Raw genomic sequence first — 18,177 nt, forward strand, 5'->3', positions numbered from 1 at the left:
AACAAAAAAGGCCTGCTGCGCCGGCAGCAGGCCTTTTCTTTAAATCATGATCTCCCTCTTCGCCAGATTCTCGTCGAAGAAGCCTTTTTTCTTTTCTGCTTTGGGAGCGGGAGCCGGGGCGGCGCTGGTGCGGATGTTCTCCACAAACAGCAGCAGCCGGTTGGTCACGTTCACGTCGCTGACCCCGCTGTCGAAGTCCAGGCTCAGCAGGTTCATGTGGGGATAGAGGGATTTGATCTTCTTTTCAATCCCCTTGGAGATGATGTGGTTGGCGATGCAGCCGAAAGGCTGGAGGCTGATCACATTCTCGATGCCGTGCTTGGCGAAGTTCACCACTTCCGCCGGCAGCAGCCACCCTTCCCCGAACTGGGCGGCCATGTTGATGATGTTCTTCCCGTCGTTGGCCAGTTCGAAAATGTCCTCGATGGGAGTGAAGTATCGGAATTCTTCACCGATCTCGTTGAACTTCTTCACCTGCTTGTTCACCCACATGTACAGCACATCGGCGATCACATTGGGCATATGGTGCCGTTCCAGGCCGAATTTCCGGTTGGTGATCCGGTTCACGAAGGCCTGCATGAAGAAGGGTGTCAGGAGAGGCGGCATCACTTCGATGGAATGCTCCATGAGCCAGCCAGTGATGTTCTTATGGGCGAAGGCGTTGAATTTCAGGTAAATCTCCCCTACGATCCCCACCTGGGGCAGCCGCACATCCGGTTTGGCCAGGTCGTTGAATTCCGCCGCCGCTTCCTTCAGCAGCTTCAGAAGGCCGCTGGAGCTGTTGGCTTCGATTTCCTTCTTGGCCAGATCCAGGTACTTGTCCTTCAGTTCTTCTGCCTTGCCCTTTACGGTTTCCCGGACTACGGAGGCATTGAAGAACTTGGCCAGGCAGTCGGAGAACAATACGGTGGAAACGGTGATCTTGGCAATCTTCAGCCAGTTCAGTTCAAACCCCGGCTGGTCGTTCTGGATGTTCTTGCTGGTGGCCAGGGACAGCACCGGGGTGTCCTTGAACCCGGCAGAAATCAGGGCGTGCTTGATGAGACCGAAATAGTTGGAGGCTCGGCACTGGCCGCCGGTCTGGGTAATGGCCACAGCCGTGTGGGAGGGGTCGTATTTCCCGGACTGGAGCGCCCGGATAAAGTCCCCCACCACCAGGGTGGCCGGGTAGCATACTTCGTTGTTGGCGAATTTCAGCCCCAGATCCGCACTTTGGACAGTGCTTTCCGGCAGGGTTTCCACATGGAAGCCTGCATTCTTCATCACCGAAGGGATCAGCGGGGAGATGAAGGGAGTGAAATAGGGAGCCAGGATGGTGTAGTCCCGCATGCTCTTTTCGAAGCGGGGAGGCTGTTCGAAGGGGGTGGAAGTGAATTTGGCATCCCGGTTGTACCGGATGCTTTCCACCACGGACCGGACCCGCAGTTTCAGGGAGCCGATATTGGACACATCGTCGATCTTCAGCAGGGTCAGGGCCTTCCCGTGACGCTGGAGGATGCCCCGGACTTCGTCCTGGAGGAAGGCATCCGGGCCGCAGCCGAAGGAGGTCATTTCCATAAAGTGGACGCTGTTGTCCTGACGGGCCACCCAGTCGGCAGCCTTGGAAATCCGGTTGATATAGGCCCACTGGCGGACCAGATAGGAATCATCGATGGTGATGGTGCTGTCATCCCGGACCAGGTCCTCGTTGATCACATTGATGCCCATGGCTGCAATGGATTCGCTGAGTTTGTGCTGGATCAGGGGGTCCGTATGGTAGGGACGTCCTGCCAGCAGGATGGTCAGCTGTTTATTGTCCCGGCTTTTCCGGAGAATTTCCTCATTCTTTGCCTTGATGGCCCGGCCGTATTCTTCCTGGGCCTTCAGGGCCGCCTTCAGGGCCTTGTCCGCGGTGAACCGGTCAAAGCCGATGTAGCTCAGGTATTTCCGAATCTGCTTCTTCAGCAGGGATTCATCCTGGAAGTTGATGGGCGGGGAATCAATGGGGATCTCCGTGTTCACCACGCTTTTGATCACGTCGGAATAGCCGGAGACCACCGGGCAGTTGTAGCTGTTCAGCTGCCGCTTGTCATCCTGCCGTTCGTAGATCACATAGGGCATGAAGATCCGGTTCACCCGCTTCCGGATCAGGTTGTTGATGTGGCCGTGGACCAGTTTGGCCGGGAAGCAGATGTTGTCGCTCATCACATCGTGGATCCCGCCTTCGTAGTTCTTGAAGGTGGAGGGATCGGACAGCTGGACCTTCAGGCCGCAGGTGGTGAACAGGGCATGCCAGAAGGGATAATCCTCGTAGATGTTCAGGCACCGGGGAATCCCGATGACCCGCTGGGCATCCTCGTTTACCGGACGGTCGAAGAGCAGCTTGTATTTGTAGTCGTAGATGTTTTCTCCGGGCTTGTGGTCTTCCCCGTTGTTGGTGAAGAATTTCTCACATTTGTTCCCGGAATAATAGATGCTGCCGTTGCTGAAGTTGTACTTCTTGATCAGGCAGTTGTTTTCGCAGCCGTGGCACTGGAGCTGGCTGTCAGTGTAGTTGGCCACATGGATCATGTCATCCAGGGTGGCTTCCCCTTCCGCCCGGCTCCGGGCAAACAGGGCACAGCCGTAGGCTCCCATGATTTCCGGGATGTTGCTCCGGTGGACAGTGGTGCCGGTCAGCAGTTCGAAGGCCCGGACCACCGCATCATTCTTCATGGTGCCTCCCTGGAGGACGATGTCGTTCCCCAGGTCATGGGTGTTCTGGAGCTTCAGCACCTTGTACAGGCAGTTCTTGATCACGGAATAGGCCAGACCGGCGGAAATGTCCCCGATGGTGACTCCTTCCCGGAGGCTCTGTTTTACCTTGGAGTTCATGAACACCGTGCACCGGGTACCCAGGTCGCAGGGTTCCTTGGCTTCACAGGCCAGTTTGGCAAAGTCGCTGACGGAATAGTTCAGCCCCTTGGCGAAGGTTTCCAGGAAGGTGCCGCAGCCGGAGGAGCAGGATTCGTTCAGTTCCATCCGGTTCAGGACCCCGTGGTCCACGAAAATGGCCTTCATGTCCTGGCCCCCGATGTCCAGGATAAAGGAAACGTCCTGGTGGATTTTCCGGGCGGCCAGATAATGGGCGATGGTCTCGATGATGCCAGTCTTCAGGTCGAAGGCGGCTTTGATCAGGTCTTCCCCGTAGCCGGTGGAACAGCTGCCCAGGATCCGGGGGTTGGCTCCCACCTTCAGGCATTCTGCATAGAACGCTTCGAAGGCTTCCTGGACGGCGCCGATGGGATTCCCGTTGTTGGGCCCGTAATGGGTGTACAGGATCCGGTCTTCCGGGTCCGTAACCACCAGCTTGGTGGTGGTGGAGCCGGAGTCGATGCCCACATAGACTGCGTCGGTTTCCGGGGTGAGAGGGGTCAGCTGGATGGCGTCCGCTTCCTTGGCCTTTTTCCAGGCGGCATAGTCTTCCGGGGATTTGAAAATGGGAGGCAGGATGTCATCGGACCGGACGGCCACTTTGGGAGCGCTTTCCAGTTTTTCCACCAGCTGGTCGAAAGTGATGGAAGGAGCGTCTGCCGCACTGAGGGCAGTGCCGTAGGCCGGAATCAGATTGGCGTTGTCCGGCACCACGAAATTCACATAGGGGATCTGGAGACAGTCCATGAGAGCCTTCCGCAGAGCGGGCATAAAGGTCAAAGGACCGCCGCAGAGCAGGATCTTGGGCTCGATGGTGCAGCCGTGGCTCAGGGTGGAAATCACCTGGACCGCCACTGCATGGAAAATGGAAATGGCAATGTCTTCCCGGCTCACGTTCTTGGCCAGCAGGTTCTGGATATCCGTTTTGGCAAAAACTCCGCAGCGGGAAGCGATGTAGTGGACGTGCTGGGCCATTTCCGCCAGCCCGTTCAGCTGTTCGATGGGAATCCCCAACAGCACAGCCATCTGATCCAGGAAGGCCCCGGTGCCACCGGCACAGTTCCCGTTCATCCGCAGATCACAGCTGCCATCTTTTTTAATATACACGATTTTGGCGTCTTCGCCGCCGATGTCGATCAGGGTGGCCACGTCCGGATATTTGGCTTTGACGAATTTGGTGGCGGCGATGACTTCCTGTTCAAAAGGAATGTTGAATTTTTCCGCCACCCCCATGCCCACGGAACCAGTGATCTTCAGCTTCAGGCTGGCGGCTCCGATCTGGGAACGCAAAGTCTGCAGTTCTTCCCGCAAAACGCCAGCCACATTGGCCTGGTGCCGCTTGTAGCGGGAAAACACCACATGGGAATGATTGTCCAGCACGACGATTTTACACGTGGTGGACCCGATGTCTAAACCTACACGATACGTACTCATAATGCACCTCATCTTAAAGTGTATTTAATTATAGCACAAATCCCGGAGAACTCCAGTGGTTAATCCAACATAGGGTATGTGGCAGCAGGTCCTGAATGAAACCCTTATCGCAGTGCAGAGTGAAGGGGGCAGAGGATTCCCTCCAAGCCCGGTGTTGGGGGCATAAGGCCCTGAAAGGATAATTGTGATACAATGACAGAAGACAAAGAAAGGGAAGGAATCCATCATGGGAATTTCAGTAAGGAAACTTCTCCCAGTCTGCCTGGCCGCCTGGCTGCCGGCGGCTGCCGCCTGGGGATGCACTCTGTTCGGAGCTCAGGGGAGCCGGGTCTTGGGAGGGGGAAGTCTGCTTGTAAAGAATCGGGACTGGCGGCCGGAATATCAGGAAATGCGGCTGGTCCAGGGACCTTTATACCGGTATTATGGAATCTATGGGGGAGCGGAAAACCATATGGCTCTCAAAGGCGGGGTTAATGAAGCCGGCCTGGCGGTGTTCTCAGCATCTGCCAGCAGCATCCCGCGAAAGGAACGGCTGGCCATGGGGCCTTGGGGAAAGGGGGCGCTGAAAGAACTTCTGGGCAGCTGTGCCACAGTAGAAGAGGCGCTGGCCAGGGGTACGGATTTGGGAGGTCCCAAATTCCTGCTGCTGGCAGATGCTTCTGAACTGGCCTGGGTGGAAGTGGGGGATCATGACCAGGTGGCTGTGCGCCGGGTCAGCAACGGTACCCTTTCCCATACCAATTTTTATCTGAGCCCGGAGTTCCAGCGTCTGAATCTGAAAGAGGGCGTTTCGGCTCGGCACCGGTACCGCCGGATCGAAGAACTGCTGGCAAGCCAGCAGACCCCGTATGTGTTGGAAGATTTGATCCGCTTCAGCCAAGACAAGGCGGAAGGACCGGACAACAGCATCTGGCGGCTGGGCAGCCGGCCGGACGGACCTCAGACCCTTGCTGCTTTTGGGGTGTGGCTGCATCCGGGAGCTCGGCCGGATGTGTTTGTCAAGATCCGCTACAGCCCCGGAGACCAGGGAAGGGAGGATGAGTATCAGCTGGATGGAGAACATTTATTTCCCTGATCCATGGGAGAAATGCCCACAACCTGCCAAAATATGATAAAATAATACAATTACAGTGCAAATCCCAGGAGCCCGGCGGACCCGTCGGGGTTCCTGCAGAAACCGATAAAGGAAGGGCAGTATGGAACAGCAAGGACAAACTTCCGGCAACAGCAAGACGAAAAAATTTTTGAAGGGTACTTTGATTCTCACCATTTCCAGCATCGTGGTGAAGGTGATCGGGGCCCTGAACTGGGTGATCCTCTCCCGGGTCATGGGGGGCGAAGGCATTGGTCTGTACCAGATGGGCTTCCCCATCTATCTCATGGCCATCACCGTTTCTTCCGCCGGGATCCCGGTGGCCATTTCCATCATCACCGCGGAAAAAGTGGCCAAGGAGGACTATACCGGGGCCCAGCGGGTGTTCCGGGTATCCCTGCGGATGCTGTTCTGCACCGGACTGTTCTTCTCCCTGTGCCTGCTGGTGATGGCCAGATGGCTGGTGTCTTCCGGGATCATCCCGGATCCCCGGGCCTACTATTCCATCATCGCCCTGGCACCGGCGGTGTTCTTCGTTACCTTCCTTTCCAGCTTCCGGGGGTACTTCCAGGGCTGGCAGATCATGACTCCCACCGCCTGTTCGGAAATCACCGAGCAGCTGGTCCGGGTGGTCACCATGATCGCCTTTTCCTATCTGCTGATGCCCTACGGTCTCACCTATGCGGCAGCCGGGGCCAGCATGGGGGCTGGGGCCGGGGCCCTGTGCGGCCTCCTGCTCCTCCAGGTGTTCTACCTCCGGCTGAAGCACAAATTCTTCCCCAAAGGGGAACAGAAGGTGCCGGAAGCGGAACAGGAACCGGCCGGGAAAATCATCCGCCGGCTCATCGCCCTGGCCCTGCCCGTATCCATGTCCAGCCTGATGCTGCCCATTGTGTCCAACCTGGACATGATGATCGTGCCCCGGCGGCTCATGGTGGGAGGCTGGTCCATGTCCGAAGCCACCACTCTGTTCGGGTATCTCACCGGCATGGCGGTGCCTCTCATCAACATGTCCACCATCCTGACGGCGGCTCTGTCCATCAGTCTGGTGCCTGCCATCAGTGAATCCCGGGTGCTGGAAGACAGGGAAGGGATCCGGGAAAAAGTGGCGGCGGCCTTCTCCGTGGCGGCGGTAATCACCATTCCCTGCAGCATCGGCCTTCATGTACTGGGAGGACGGGTGGCGGCCCTGATTTATAACGCCCCCAAGGCCGGGCCCTCCATTGAGACCATGAGCTGGGCCATTTTCCTCCTGGGGCTCCATCAGGTGAGCACCGGGATCCTCCAGGGGTTGGGGAAGACCAAGATCCCGGTGATCAATATGATCATTGCGGCGGCTTCCAAAGTGCTCCTGAACTGGAACCTGACCCCCACCCTGGGAATCGTGGGGTCCTCCTGGGCCACTGTGGCGGATATCGGGATCGCCGCCATCCTGAACCTTTTCTTCATTAAAAAGTACACCGGCTTCTCCCTGGAACTGAAGCAGCTGGGAAAAACCGCCCTGGCTGCCCTGGTCATGGGAGCGGCGGTGAAAGGCTTCCTGGCCCTGGTGCCCAACTGGGGTGCCTGGAGCATCTTGGGCGGCATGGCCGTAGCCATTCCCGTCTACGGCCTCCTGCTCCTGGTGCTGAAGACCATGCCCGAAGAAGAACTGAACCAGATCCCCTTCCTGGGAAGGAGAATGGTGATGGTGGGGAAGAAACTGAAATTGCTGTAAAAAAGAGGCTGTTGCGCGTGCAACAGCCTCTTTTTTCATTCCTTCTCCTTCACCACAGCCAGCAGGCTGATTTCCACCGGAGCGTTGCCCGGGAGCCCAGCCATGCCCAGGGCACAGCGGGCACACCGGCCGGCGTCTCCCAGTTCTTCCAGCAGGTATTCAGAAGCAAAATCCGCCAGTTTGGGGTGGGCGGTAAAATCCGGAGCTCCGTTCACGTACACGTCCATCCGTAGGATCTTTTCCAGCATTTCTCCGGTCCGGAGCTGGTTCCGGGCGGCTGTCAGGGCATTGGCCGCCGCCTGGACCACCGCCTCCCGATAGGTTTCCAGGGGAACCGCCCCCTGGACTTTGCCCTGCATGATCAGGACGCCTTCTTTCCTGGGGGTCATGCCGGCAGTGGCAATGAGCCGTCCGCTGCGGGCTGCCGGTACATATTTCCCCTGAGGGATGGGATTTTTCATTGGAAGACTCCTTTCTCAGCAGCCCTGGGCTTTGGCAATGTCCCAGGTGACTTCCAGGAAACGGTCGATATCGCTGAAGTCGTGGCAGTGGAGAGGGGATACCCGCAGCAGGCCGGTGCGGCCCAGGGATTCCACGATCCGCTTGGAATATTCACTGGTGTTGATCCGTTCGAAGACCAGTACCCCCCGTTTGTCATATTCTTCCCGGAGTGTGGTGTAATCCATCCCTTTCAGACCCATGGCCACCACCAGGTCCCGGCTGTCATCCACCGGTCCATCGAAATACAGCTCCACTCCCGGGATGTGGCGCAGACCCGGCAGGGCTTCGGTGCCTTCCAGCATCCGTTCCAACAGGCTGTTTTCGTGGGCGTGGCAGTACTGGAAACCTGTCACATACTGGGTACGCCGATCCTGGCTGTCTGTATAGTGACGGCCGATCCAGCAGATGTAGTCCACCATGGCACTCATGGCTGCGAAGTTGGCGTGAGGGTAGGTACCCAGCTCCCATTCCTTTTCCGGTTTGGCCAGCAGTTTGTCATGGGGCAGGGCGGCCACCCGGTCAGAGACGTATCCATAGCCGCAGCCCCGGATACCCATGGCTTTGTAGGGAGCGATCACCAGTCCGTCCAGCTGCAGGTCATGGGCGTACAGGGCTGCATGGGGAGCGTGCTGTACCGCATCAGAGAGGATGAACAGATCCGGTTTGATCTGCCGGGCTTTTTCCACGATTTCCTTCATGGGGAACACTTTCCCGGAGATGTTGGAGGCACTCATGACACTGAGCAGGCAGGTGTCCTGGTCCACCAGCTTCAGGATTTCCTCCACATCCACCCCGCCGGTTTCCGGATTGGCCCTGGCCACCCGGAATTCCTTCCCGGTCTTTTCCGCATACATCCGGGCGGCATCGTAGGCGGAAGGATGCTCGATGGCCGTGGTGACCACATTGGTCCCCGGCACATTTTCCACAATGGCCCGGGTGATACTGAAGGTGACCTTGGAAGGGGTCAGTTCCGTCACCAGGGCTCCTTCTCCCGGGGCAGCGCCAAAAAGCACTTCCATCAGGTCCCGGATCCCCTTGTCCTTCACTTCATGGAGCTTCAGGGAAACATCATGATACCGGAGGGGACAGTCAGGGATCTGCTCATAGCGGGCCTTGGCTTCCACACAGGCTTTGAGACGGAGGGAGCCTCCAGAGTTTTCAAAGAACAGCCGTTTCCGGCCCAGGGGATTCTCATCCATATAACAGAATCTGCTTTTGATTTCCTTCTGCAGTTCCGGATCGAATACAAAATGTTTTTCCATAGTTTGGCCTCCTGTACTGAATTTACCTGCTGTTACCGGCTGCGGTACCGTTCCATGATCTGGAGCACCCGGTCAATGGCATCATGGGTATTTTGGGGATCCTGGGAGAAGTTCACCCGGAAACTGTGGGTGAACTGGGGACCGAATTCTGTGCCCGGAGTGATGATGACACCGGTGAGTTTCCGGACGATCTTGGCAAAATCACTGATGCTCACGTCCATAGGCGGCAGAGTGGGGAAAATATAGCTGCCTCCTTCGGTTTTCCGGACGCTGCATCCTGCATGGCTCCGGACCAGGGCAATCAGATCATCCCGGATGGCCTGATGGACGGCAATCCGGTCCTTCAGCCATCCTTCCGGTTCCCGGAACCAGCTGCGGAACACATACTGGCTGTAGCCCGGGGCCCGGAGGGTCACAATGGCCTGTAGTTTTTCCATCCGGTCGATGATCCAGGAGGAACCGAAAGCCGTGCCCAGACGGAACCCGCTGAGAGATTCGGTCTTGGACGGTCCCATGATGGTCAGCAGGCTGTCCGGACGGTCGGCTTCGGGCAGGGCCCGGAGATGGGTATAGGGATGATTGTCAAAGATCTGCCGGGAATACAGCTGGTCCACCAGGAGGATTACATGGTATTTTTTCGCCAGCCGGGCGATTTCCCGGGTCTCTTCTTCAGAAAAGATCACGCCGGTGGGGTTGTTGGGGTTGGAATACAGGAACAGCTTCACACCCTGTTTGAAAGATTCTTCCAGGGCCGCCAGATTCACTCCGGCATTTTTATCCTGGCTCAGGTAGTCCAGTTTTACAGGAACCAGTTCCCCTTCAAAGAATTCCACCAGTTTCCGGTTGTCGAAGTAATCCGGTTCCACGATGGCCACTTTGTCGCCCCTGCCCACCAGGCTGCCCAGGGCCAGGAACAGAGCCCCCTGGGTCCCGGGGGTCAGGATCAGTTCCGTTTCCGGGTCGATGGGAGCTCCGGTGAAGGCTGCCAGTTTGGCTGCCACATCTTTCCGGATATCTTCTCCGCCCCGGTATTCCGTATAGGCCACGCAGCCCCCTTTCCGGAACCCTTCCACAAAGGTTTCCAGGGTGCCGGGAGCCGGCTGGTGGGCGTCCACGTCGCCGTGAGAGAAGTTGACCGCCGGACCGGGCAGGGGTTCTCCCCGCAGATCCAGTTCCACTTTTTGCTGCCGGCTTTCCTGTCCCGGAGCATTGTCGATTCCCAAACGCTGGAATTTTGCTGTCATCAGATCCATGGTTGATTCTCCTTTTTTATAGATTGCGCTGTTGCTGAATGTTTTTTACATTCCCGGCAGGACAGTGGCTTTTGCCTGCTGGCAGCGGCAGCTGACGGAGGCAGACGATTTCTTTCCGGGAACCGGGGCGGATGCCAGTTTTCCCGCCAGACGGGTCCGGATGAATTCGTCTTTTTCCAAACCAGTCAGTAATTTATCCATGAAGCTCTTTTTCATAGCACTCACCCTCTCTTTATCAATCTTTCTGTTTCTCAGGAATGTTTTCCTTGGATGGTTTCAGTATAAGTCAGAAGGAAACAGTTGTAAAACAACTTATTTTACTTTATAATATTCTAAAAACGACTATTAAAAGGAACGGAAAAATGGATACGGAATCACTCTACCTGTTCCGGGATCTTTGCCGGACCCGGAACATGACCCAGACCGCCAAGAATTTTTATCTGACCCAATCCACCCTCAGCAAACGGCTGGCCCGGCTGGAAGAGGAACTGGGATATCCGCTGCTGCTGCGGAGCAAAGGGCGGCAGGAAGCGGAACTGACCGGGAAGGGAGAACAGTTCCTGGGGGTGGCGGTCCATATGCTGGAATTGTACGAGGAAGGGCTTTCTTTTCGGGAAGAAAAGGAAAGGTATCTGCTGCGGCTTGGGTGCATGCGCAGTGCCCAGGAATATTTCCTGGCCGGGTTCCTCCAGGATTACCTGGGGGAGCATCCCAGGTGCAGCCTTACCCTGGAAGACCATCACAGTGTGGAAATCCGGGATTTGCTGCTGGAAGGGATGCTGGATGTGGGCATTGTGCAGTTCCCCCTTTCCAACAGAGGACTGGTCAGTGTGCTGCTCCACGAAGAGCCGTTCCTGGTGGTGATGAAGGATCCGGGAGACTTCCAGGGGAAAAAGGTCATTTCCATGGAAGACCTCAACGGGAAACAGGAAATCTTCCAGATCTTCACGGAAGAATTCCGCAGCTGGCATGATCAGTACTGGCGGGCCATGGACAGCAAGATCCGGGTGAACAGCACACCCACCGCCGAAAAGTATTTCCAGGCTCCGGAAGACTGGATGCTGGTGCCCCGGTCGGTGGCCGCCGCCATGGGCGAAAGAGGATTTTCCGTATTCCCCCTGGCGGAAAGGACTCCTTTCCACCGGCTGTACCTGGCCTGCCGTCAGGGAGAAGACCGGCTCTGGGTAAAAGAAATGGCCACCGCCCTCCAAAAGCATTTTCAGGAATTGGAAAAAGGAGCTGTGAAGAAATGAGGATTCATTTCTTCACAGCTCCTTTTTTATCCCACCGGCCTTGCAAAATTCAGCGGATTCACCGGACTCCCGTTCTGGCGCACTTCGAAATGCACGTGAGGGCCGGTGCTGTAGCCGCTGCTGCCGGCGTAGCCGATGATGTCTCCCCGGCGTACGGTCTGGCCCGGCTGGACGGCGATGGCGCTCATGTGGCCGTAGCAGGTGGTGAGCCCGTTGCCGTGGTTGATGCTGACGAACCGGCCGTAGCCCCCGTTCCACTGGGCATCTTCCACCGTTCCGGCAGCGGATGCCTTGATGGGGGTGCCGTAATCCACGGCGATGTCCACCCCGGGATGGTAATCACTGCCGTTCCCGAAAGGATCTGCCCGGAGACCGAAGAAGGAACTGATCTCCCCGCCGCTCACCGGCCAGCCGTAGGTGCCGTCCCCGGTATCTGACAGGGCCAGCAGCATGTTGGTGAGGTTTTCCTTCTTGTAGGCCAGCTTCTTCCAGTTGATTTCATCCTGGACTTCCAGTACGGAAAGCTGGTCAGCGGTGGTGGAGCCTCCCTGGCCCCCTTTGTCCAGTTCCTTGGACTTTTTGTCCACGGCATCTTCTCCGATTTTCACCCCGTCCTTGGCCAGCTTCTGGCGGACGGCGTTTTCCACCTGGACCACCTGGGCCAGTTCCCGCTGGAGCTTTTCATTGTCATCCATGAGCTTGGCCAGCCGTTCCGTGTAGACCCCATAGTCCGCCCGGTAGTTGGCCAGTTCCGTCTGTTCGTCCCAGGCCTTGAACAGCAGCCCGGCACACACCGCCAGCCCCATTAGGCTGGCCAGGAAGGCACCGCAAAAGCCCACCAGCAGCTTGGGCCCTGCATGGAATTCCTGGATCTGTCCGTCTGCATCTTTCCACTGGAAAGAAAAACCGGCTCCCACCAGGTGCCCGGAAGGGAGGATCCCCTTGATTCCTTTCAATTTATCCGTCAGTTCCTTTTTCTCCATACCTGCTCCTTACAAAAAGGACGTGCCAGCGGCACGTCCTGTACAACTCTTCGATTGTTCTGCACATCTTGACTACCGAGTCAATATTTTATCGCGAAAATCCGGTGCCTTCAACCGTTTCCCCAAAAAATTTACAAATTGTTAAATCTCCGCCAACTGCTTCTTTTCCCACTCCAGCTTCCGGGTTTCCCGCTGGATGGCTTCCTGGAGGATCAGGGCGTGGCCGTATTCTTTTTCCCGGTCTTCCTGGTTGGGGAACAGCAGCTGCCAGCGGAGCCGGAGGTGGGACAGCCGTTCTTCGTGGCGCCGGATGTCTTCCAGGAACAGCTGCCGGAGCTGGGGGTCTTTCCGGCTGCGGATCAGGTACAGCTTCATGGTGAATTCGTCCCGGGTGGGCATGATGCTGCCAAAAGGCTGGGCCAGCCAGTCCCGAAGCCGCTGGCGGCCGGAAGGGGCCAGGCGGTAGTATTTTTTCTGGAGCTTGGTGCCCACAGTGCCGGTATAGCTGGTGATCTGTCCGCTTTCTTCCAGCTTCCGGAGTTCCGGATACACCTGGCTGTGCCGGGCGCTCCAGAAGTCTCCCACTTCCTGGGCAAAGATCTTCCTGATGTCGTAGCCGGTGAGATCCTGCTTGGCCAAAAGGCCCAGCAGAACATACTGGAGGGTGTTTTCTTTCGTCATGGGAGGGCTCCTTTCTTCCGTTGTATTATATCATAGAAAAAAGGACATCCAGGCATATTGACAGCCTGTCTGCCAACATGCTACACTCGTGACAACCAAAACATGTAAATATTTACATGTTTTCCTTCAGCAGGAGGAAGACAGTCTGAGAGCGAGTGAGGGAGGCAGTTTTATGAAAATGAAAGGAAAAATGAGCCGGCTGGTGCTGTCCAGTCTGCTGCTGCTGGGCATGACGGGATTTTCCGGGGCAGAAGGGGCAGAGCATTATGCCAGCAAGACCCTGGAGGTGACTCCGGTGAAAACGGAAGTGAAGCAGATTTCCGGTGTGGTCTATGAACAGGTGCCCACCCGGGGCTATCCCAATGTGCCCATGGCCATGGATCTGCTCCAGCCCCAGAAAAAAGAGAAAATGCCCGCCATCGTCTTTGTCACTGGTGGGGGCTTCATCAACGCCAACCGGGACAACGGGGTCCAGCTGCGGAACTACCTGGCGGAAAAAGGCTATGTGGTAGCCAGCATTACCTACCGGGTGGCGCCCACCGCCCGGTTCCCGGAACCCTTGGAAGATGTGAAGGCATCCATCCGGTATCTTCGGGCCCATGCGGACAAATGGAACATCGACAAAAACCGGATCGGCATCGTGGGAGGCAGCGCCGGGGGTTATCTCTCCGCTTTTGCAGGGACCACCAGCGGCACCAGGACCTTTGACAAGGGAGAGAACCTCCAGGAATCCAGCCAGGTGAACTGTGCCGTGGATCTCTACGGGCTCTCCGACCTGAGCCGGGTGGGCATGGACTACCGCCCGGAAAACCAGAAGCTCCATCAGTCCGCCGGAGCCACGGAAGCCCTGTGGATCAACGGCAGTCCGGTGTTCGGCGGAAAAGACGGCGGGGTCAGCGCCGATCCCAAAGCCACGGAAGCAGCCAACCCCATTGCCTATATCGGGAAAAACAGCGCCCCCATGCTGCTGATGCACGGGACGGCGGACAAAGTGGTGTCCCCGGGCCAGACGGACCTGCTGTACCAGGCCCTGAAAACCAAGGGGGTGCCGGCAGAACGGTACGAAATCCCCGGAGCCGCCCATGGAGGCGTGTACTGGGTTCAGGACAATGTGCTCCAGGTGATTGGAGATTTCTTTGACAAGTATCTGAAATAAAAGGAGAGAAACCATGGAAGATCAGAAAATCATGCCGGTGGTGTTTTCCGGCCATGGCAGCCCCATGATTGCCCTGGCACACAATGCAATCACGGAAGGGATGGACCGGATCGGCCGGGCCGTGGAAAAGCAGTTCGGCAAACCCAAGGCCATCCTCATGGTGTCCGCCCACTGGTATACCCACGGGACCTTCGTCCAGAGCGCCCCGGAACCCCGGCAGGTCTATGACATGTATGGGTTCCCCAAGGAACTGTACCAGGTGAGGTATCCCGCCAAAGGGGACCGGGAACTGACCGGGAAGGTGCAGGAACTGCTGGGTTCCGCCGTGGCCGTCAATGACGACTGGGGCATCGATCACGGGGCCTGGACGGTGCTGGTGCACATGTTCCCCAAGGCGGATATTCCCGTGGTCCAGCTGTCCGTGGACGGGGATATTTCCCATGAGGAAGAATTCCAGCTGGGCCGGAAGCTGGCAGATCTCCGGAAACAGGGATATCTGATCCTGGGCAGCGGCAACGTGGTCCACAACCTCCGGGAAGTGGAATGGGACAACAAGGGCGGTTCTGCCGCCACTCTCCGGTTCAATGACTATATTACCGAAGCGGTGCTCCAGGGAGACACGGACAAGGTGATCGGGTTCGGATCCCATCCGGATGCGGCGTATGCCGTACCCACTCCGGACCACTACCTGCCCCTGCTGGTGTGCCTGGGAGCCGCCGGAAGCGACCGGGCCCAGGTGGTCAACAAAGTCTGCAACCTGGGATCCATGGCTATGACCGGGTATGCCTGGGGGATGGAGAAATAAAGAGAATACAGGGCTGCTGCAGGAACTGTTGCATATGCAACAGTTCCTTTTTAATTAATAAAAATTCTTAAAAACACTTGCGCTTCTGGAAGCCATATCGTATAATATGGTTAACTGTAAACGACATAAATACAATTGAAAAAAATAAAGGAGGAACAAAGATGGCTTATCAGACGATTTACCCCTATACCAATGAAGTGCTCCAGTCCTATGAAAATCTGTCCGATGCTGGGGTGGAAAAAGCCCTGGAACGGGCCTATGGACAATATCAGGCCTGGCAGCAAGACAATGATGTGGAAGGCCGGAAAGCTGTCCTGCGTCAGGTAGCCGCACTGCTCCGGAGGGATTTGGACCGGTATGCGGAAACCATGACCAAAGACATGGGCAAACTGTTTGTGGAAGCCCAGGGAGAAGTGTCCCTCTGCGCCGCCATTGCCGAATATTATGCGGACCAGGCGGATGGATTCCTGGCTCGGGAACCGGTGGAAACCCCTGCCGGCAAAGCCTATATCCTGAAACAGGCCCGAGGTGTGATCATGGCGGTGGAACCCTGGAATTTTCCCTTCTATCAGGTGATGCGGGTGTTTGCTCCCAACTTCATCATAGGGAATCCGCTGCTGCTGAAACATGCCTCCAATTGTCCTGGCTCTGCCCTGGCCTTTGAAGCCCTGGTCCGGGAAGCGGGGGCTCCGGAAGGAGCTTTCCAGAATCTGTTTGCCAGCTATGATCAGGTTTCCCGGATCATCGAGGATCCCCGGGTGGCCGGAGCCTGCCTGACAGGATCGGAACGGGGAGGTTCCTCTGTAGCAGAGCATGCCGGAAAGGCCCTGAAGCCTTCCTCCCTGGAATTGGGGGGCAATGATGCCTTCATTGTCCTGGATGATGCGGATATGGACGAAGTGAAGTCCCAGCTGTTTGCCGCCCGTTTGTACAATGCAGGGCAGGTCTGTGTTTCTTCCAAACGGTTCATCGTGACGGAAAAGAACTATCACCGGTTCCTCCAGGATCTGACCGAAGTCTTTGCTTCCGCCCAATGGGGGGATCCCATGGATCCGGCTACCACGCTGGCACCTCTGTCCTCCGCCACAGCCAAGCGGGATGTGCTGGCCGCCATTGACCAGGCTGTCCAGGCCGGTGCCCGGGTGGTGTACGGGAACCAGCCTATCGAGAGCCCCGGTTATTTCGTGATGCCCACCATCCTGACCGATGTGACGAAAGACAATCCCCTCTACAACAAAGAAGTCTTCGGCCCGGTAGGTGTGGTATACAAAGTCCGGGACGAAGAGGAAGCCATTGCCTTGGCCAATGATTCCAGTTATGGACTGGGGAACACGGTGTTCAGCAGTGATATGGACCATGCAGGCCGGGTGGCGGCCCGGATCGAAACCGGTATGAGCTTCATCAATCATGGCTGGACCTCTCTGCCGGAACTGCCCTTCGGAGGCGTAAAGAATTCCGGTTACGGCCACGAACTGTCCCGGAGCGGATTCGATACCTTCGTGAATCAGCACCTGGTGTTCATTCCTCAGGCTGTATGGGAACGGCACGGGAAGTAAAAATTAAAAGGGGGTGTGAATTTTTTCACACCCCCCCTTTTTTTACGCCCAATCCCCGTCCACGAACACGGGCACCCGGGTGCCGTCTTTCCGGATCCCGGTGATGGAAAGATCCGGGCTGCCCACCATGAAGTCCACGTGGATCATGGAATCGTTGAGGCCGGCTTTTTTCTGCTCTTCGTCGCTCATGTCCGCTCCCTTTTCCACACAGGTGGGATAGGCATCTCCCAGGGCCAGGTGGCAGGAGGCGTTTTCGTCCAGGAGGGTTTCGTAGAAAACCCTGTCCATAAGGGAAATGGGGGAGTGGTAGGGAATGAGAGCCACTTCCCCCAGCCGGCAGGCGCCTTCGTCCATTTTCAGCAGGTCTTTCAGGATTTCTTCTCCTTTTTCTGCCGTGGCCTCCACCACTTTTCCGTTTTTAAAGGACAGCCGGAAATTTTCAATGAGATTGCCGCTGTACACCAGAGGCCGGGTGCTGCACACCACCCCGTCCACCCGATCCGCCTGGGGAGCGGAATAGACTTCTTCCGTGGGGATGTTGGCGTTGAACAAAAAGCCCCGGCCGGTAGTTTCGGCTCCGCCCTGCCAGATGTGACGGTCCGGCAGGCCCACGGTGAGATGGGTGCCCAGGCTGTTTCTATATTCCAGGGAAGTGAACTGCTGGGCGGTCAGCCATTCCCGCCGCTGTTTCAGCTCTGCCAGATGCTTGTCCCAGTCCGCCAGCGGGTCTTCTCCCAGACACCGGGCCGCATCCAGCAGCTGGATCCACAGCCGGTCCCTTCCTTCCTGTTCCGGCAGATCCGGATACAGCAGGCGGGCCCAAACGGTACTGGGGACGGCGGCCACCAGCCAGTTGGTCTTGGAAGCCATCATCCCGTCGGAATACTCCTTTACCGCCTGGTGGAACGCCTTCTGCCAGGCCATGATCTTGTTCCGGTCGATGCCCTTCATGGCATAGGGGTCTGCGGAGATCAGGCTCAGGAAGGCCGCTCCCTTCCGGTAGTAGTACAGGTTGAATTCGCTGCGCCAGCCCGGGACGGATTCAAACTTGTCCTGGGTTTCATATTCGTACCGGAGCCGGGTGGTGCCGTTGCAGTACCAGTTGAACACCACCTGGGAAGCACCGGCCCGATAGGCCTCTTCCGTCAGCAGAGTGGCGAAAGAACTGGCCTCCACCGGGGCGTTGATCACCAGGATCTGGTCCTTCTGGAGGCAGATTCCTTTCTTCACCAGCACCCGGGCATACAAAGGCAGCTGCCGGGTCAGGGTTTCTTGTATATCCATGGAAAATCTCTCCTTTACAGTGTTAGTATGAATCTATTATAGCGGAAAAACAGGAACAGGCCAATGGAAGGGAGCGGGGCCAACGCCCCTACGGTTTGTACTGGCTCAAAATCAATTTGCTGAAATGGATTTCTTTTGGCCGCTGACCGTTGAGAAGGCTGCTGTGCAGGCAGCGCCTCTTTTTATATTTGTACCAAATGATACAAAAACTTTTGATAATGGAACAAAGTCAGGAAAAACTCTTAAATTTCCACAAAGTTTATGTTACAAAAATAGATACAGTATAGTATAATGGGTCTATAGTATA

Annotated in this window: 14 protein-coding genes; 6 read left to right on the forward strand and 8 right to left on the reverse strand. The window is 56.8% G+C overall.

The window, feature by feature from the left end:
• Positions 1–39: 39 nt before the first annotated feature.
• A complete protein-coding gene (locus FX155_RS01430; RefSeq protein ID WP_154487513.1) occupies positions 40–4,326 on the reverse strand; it encodes an acyl-CoA dehydratase activase-related protein in 4,287 nt (1,428 codons plus the stop codon).
• Between the two features lie 226 nt (positions 4,327–4,552).
• Between FX155_RS01430 and FX155_RS01435 the strand changes: the two genes are divergently transcribed.
• Positions 4,553–5,401 carry a carcinine hydrolase/isopenicillin-N N-acyltransferase family protein gene (locus FX155_RS01435; protein ID WP_154487515.1) on the forward strand — a complete coding sequence of 283 codons (849 nt, stop codon included), beginning with the start codon at positions 4,553–4,555 and terminating at the stop codon, positions 5,399–5,401.
• Between the two features lie 121 nt (positions 5,402–5,522).
• A complete protein-coding gene (locus tag FX155_RS01440) occupies positions 5,523–7,136 on the forward strand; it encodes a putative polysaccharide biosynthesis protein (RefSeq protein WP_154487517.1) in 1,614 nt (537 codons plus the stop codon).
• 35 nt (positions 7,137–7,171) lie between these two features.
• Here FX155_RS01440 and FX155_RS01445 read toward each other — a convergent pair whose 3' ends face one another.
• From FX155_RS01445 to FX155_RS01460, 4 genes are read right to left on the reverse strand one after another with little or no spacing between them, the layout of a single operon-like run.
• Positions 7,172–7,597: a RidA family protein gene (locus tag FX155_RS01445; protein WP_154487519.1), complete on the reverse strand. Its 426-nt coding sequence runs from the start codon at positions 7,595–7,597 to the stop codon at positions 7,172–7,174.
• Between the two features lie 15 nt (positions 7,598–7,612).
• Positions 7,613–8,899 (reverse strand): aminotransferase class V-fold PLP-dependent enzyme, encoded by a 1,287-nt coding sequence (locus FX155_RS01450; protein WP_154487521.1) that lies wholly within the window; start codon positions 8,897–8,899, stop codon positions 7,613–7,615.
• Between the two features lie 32 nt (positions 8,900–8,931).
• Entirely contained in the window at positions 8,932–10,152 is a 1,221-nt protein-coding gene (locus FX155_RS01455; protein WP_154487523.1) for a pyridoxal phosphate-dependent aminotransferase, read from the reverse strand.
• Positions 10,153–10,197: 45 nt separating this feature from the next.
• Positions 10,198–10,353 carry a hypothetical protein gene (locus tag FX155_RS01460; protein WP_154487525.1) on the reverse strand — a complete coding sequence of 52 codons (156 nt, stop codon included), beginning with the start codon at positions 10,351–10,353 and terminating at the stop codon, positions 10,198–10,200.
• A 161-nt stretch (positions 10,354–10,514) separates the two neighbouring features.
• Here FX155_RS01460 and FX155_RS01465 point away from each other — a divergent pair, with 161 nt between their 5' ends.
• Positions 10,515–11,405: a LysR family transcriptional regulator gene (locus tag FX155_RS01465; protein WP_195839597.1), complete on the forward strand. Its 891-nt coding sequence runs from the start codon at positions 10,515–10,517 to the stop codon at positions 11,403–11,405.
• A gap of 26 nt (positions 11,406–11,431) precedes the next feature.
• Here FX155_RS01465 and FX155_RS01470 read toward each other — a convergent pair whose 3' ends face one another.
• Both FX155_RS01470 and FX155_RS01475 read right to left on the reverse strand, forming a co-directional pair.
• Complete coding sequence (locus FX155_RS01470; RefSeq protein WP_022487970.1) at positions 11,432–12,388, reverse strand: M23 family metallopeptidase; 957 nt, start codon at positions 12,386–12,388, stop codon at positions 11,432–11,434.
• A gap of 141 nt (positions 12,389–12,529) precedes the next feature.
• The gene (locus tag FX155_RS01475; protein ID WP_154487529.1) at positions 12,530–13,069 is read right to left on the reverse strand and encodes a PadR family transcriptional regulator; all 540 of its coding nucleotides are present in this window, start codon (positions 13,067–13,069) and stop codon (positions 12,530–12,532) included.
• 172 nt (positions 13,070–13,241) lie between these two features.
• On the opposite strand from FX155_RS01475, the gene FX155_RS01480 reads away from it, so the two are divergent.
• From FX155_RS01480 to FX155_RS01490, 3 genes are all read left to right on the forward strand, one after another.
• Positions 13,242–14,225: an alpha/beta hydrolase gene (locus FX155_RS01480; protein ID WP_154487531.1), complete on the forward strand. Its 984-nt coding sequence runs from the start codon at positions 13,242–13,244 to the stop codon at positions 14,223–14,225.
• A gap of 13 nt (positions 14,226–14,238) precedes the next feature.
• A complete protein-coding gene (gene ygiD, locus FX155_RS01485; RefSeq protein WP_154487533.1) occupies positions 14,239–15,030 on the forward strand; it encodes a 4,5-DOPA dioxygenase extradiol in 792 nt (263 codons plus the stop codon).
• Positions 15,031–15,191: 161 nt separating this feature from the next.
• Positions 15,192–16,586 (forward strand): NAD-dependent succinate-semialdehyde dehydrogenase, encoded by a 1,395-nt coding sequence (locus FX155_RS01490; protein ID WP_154487535.1) that lies wholly within the window; start codon positions 15,192–15,194, stop codon positions 16,584–16,586.
• A 42-nt stretch (positions 16,587–16,628) separates the two neighbouring features.
• Here FX155_RS01490 and FX155_RS01495 read toward each other — a convergent pair whose 3' ends face one another.
• Positions 16,629–17,870, reverse strand: a complete 1,242-nt coding sequence (locus FX155_RS01495) for an aminopeptidase (RefSeq protein WP_154487537.1) — start codon at positions 17,868–17,870, stop codon at positions 16,629–16,631.
• Positions 17,871–18,177 lie beyond the last annotated feature (307 nt).

Source organism: Acidaminococcus fermentans, assembly GCF_009696675.1.
Lineage (GTDB): Bacteria > Bacillota > Negativicutes > Acidaminococcales > Acidaminococcaceae > Acidaminococcus.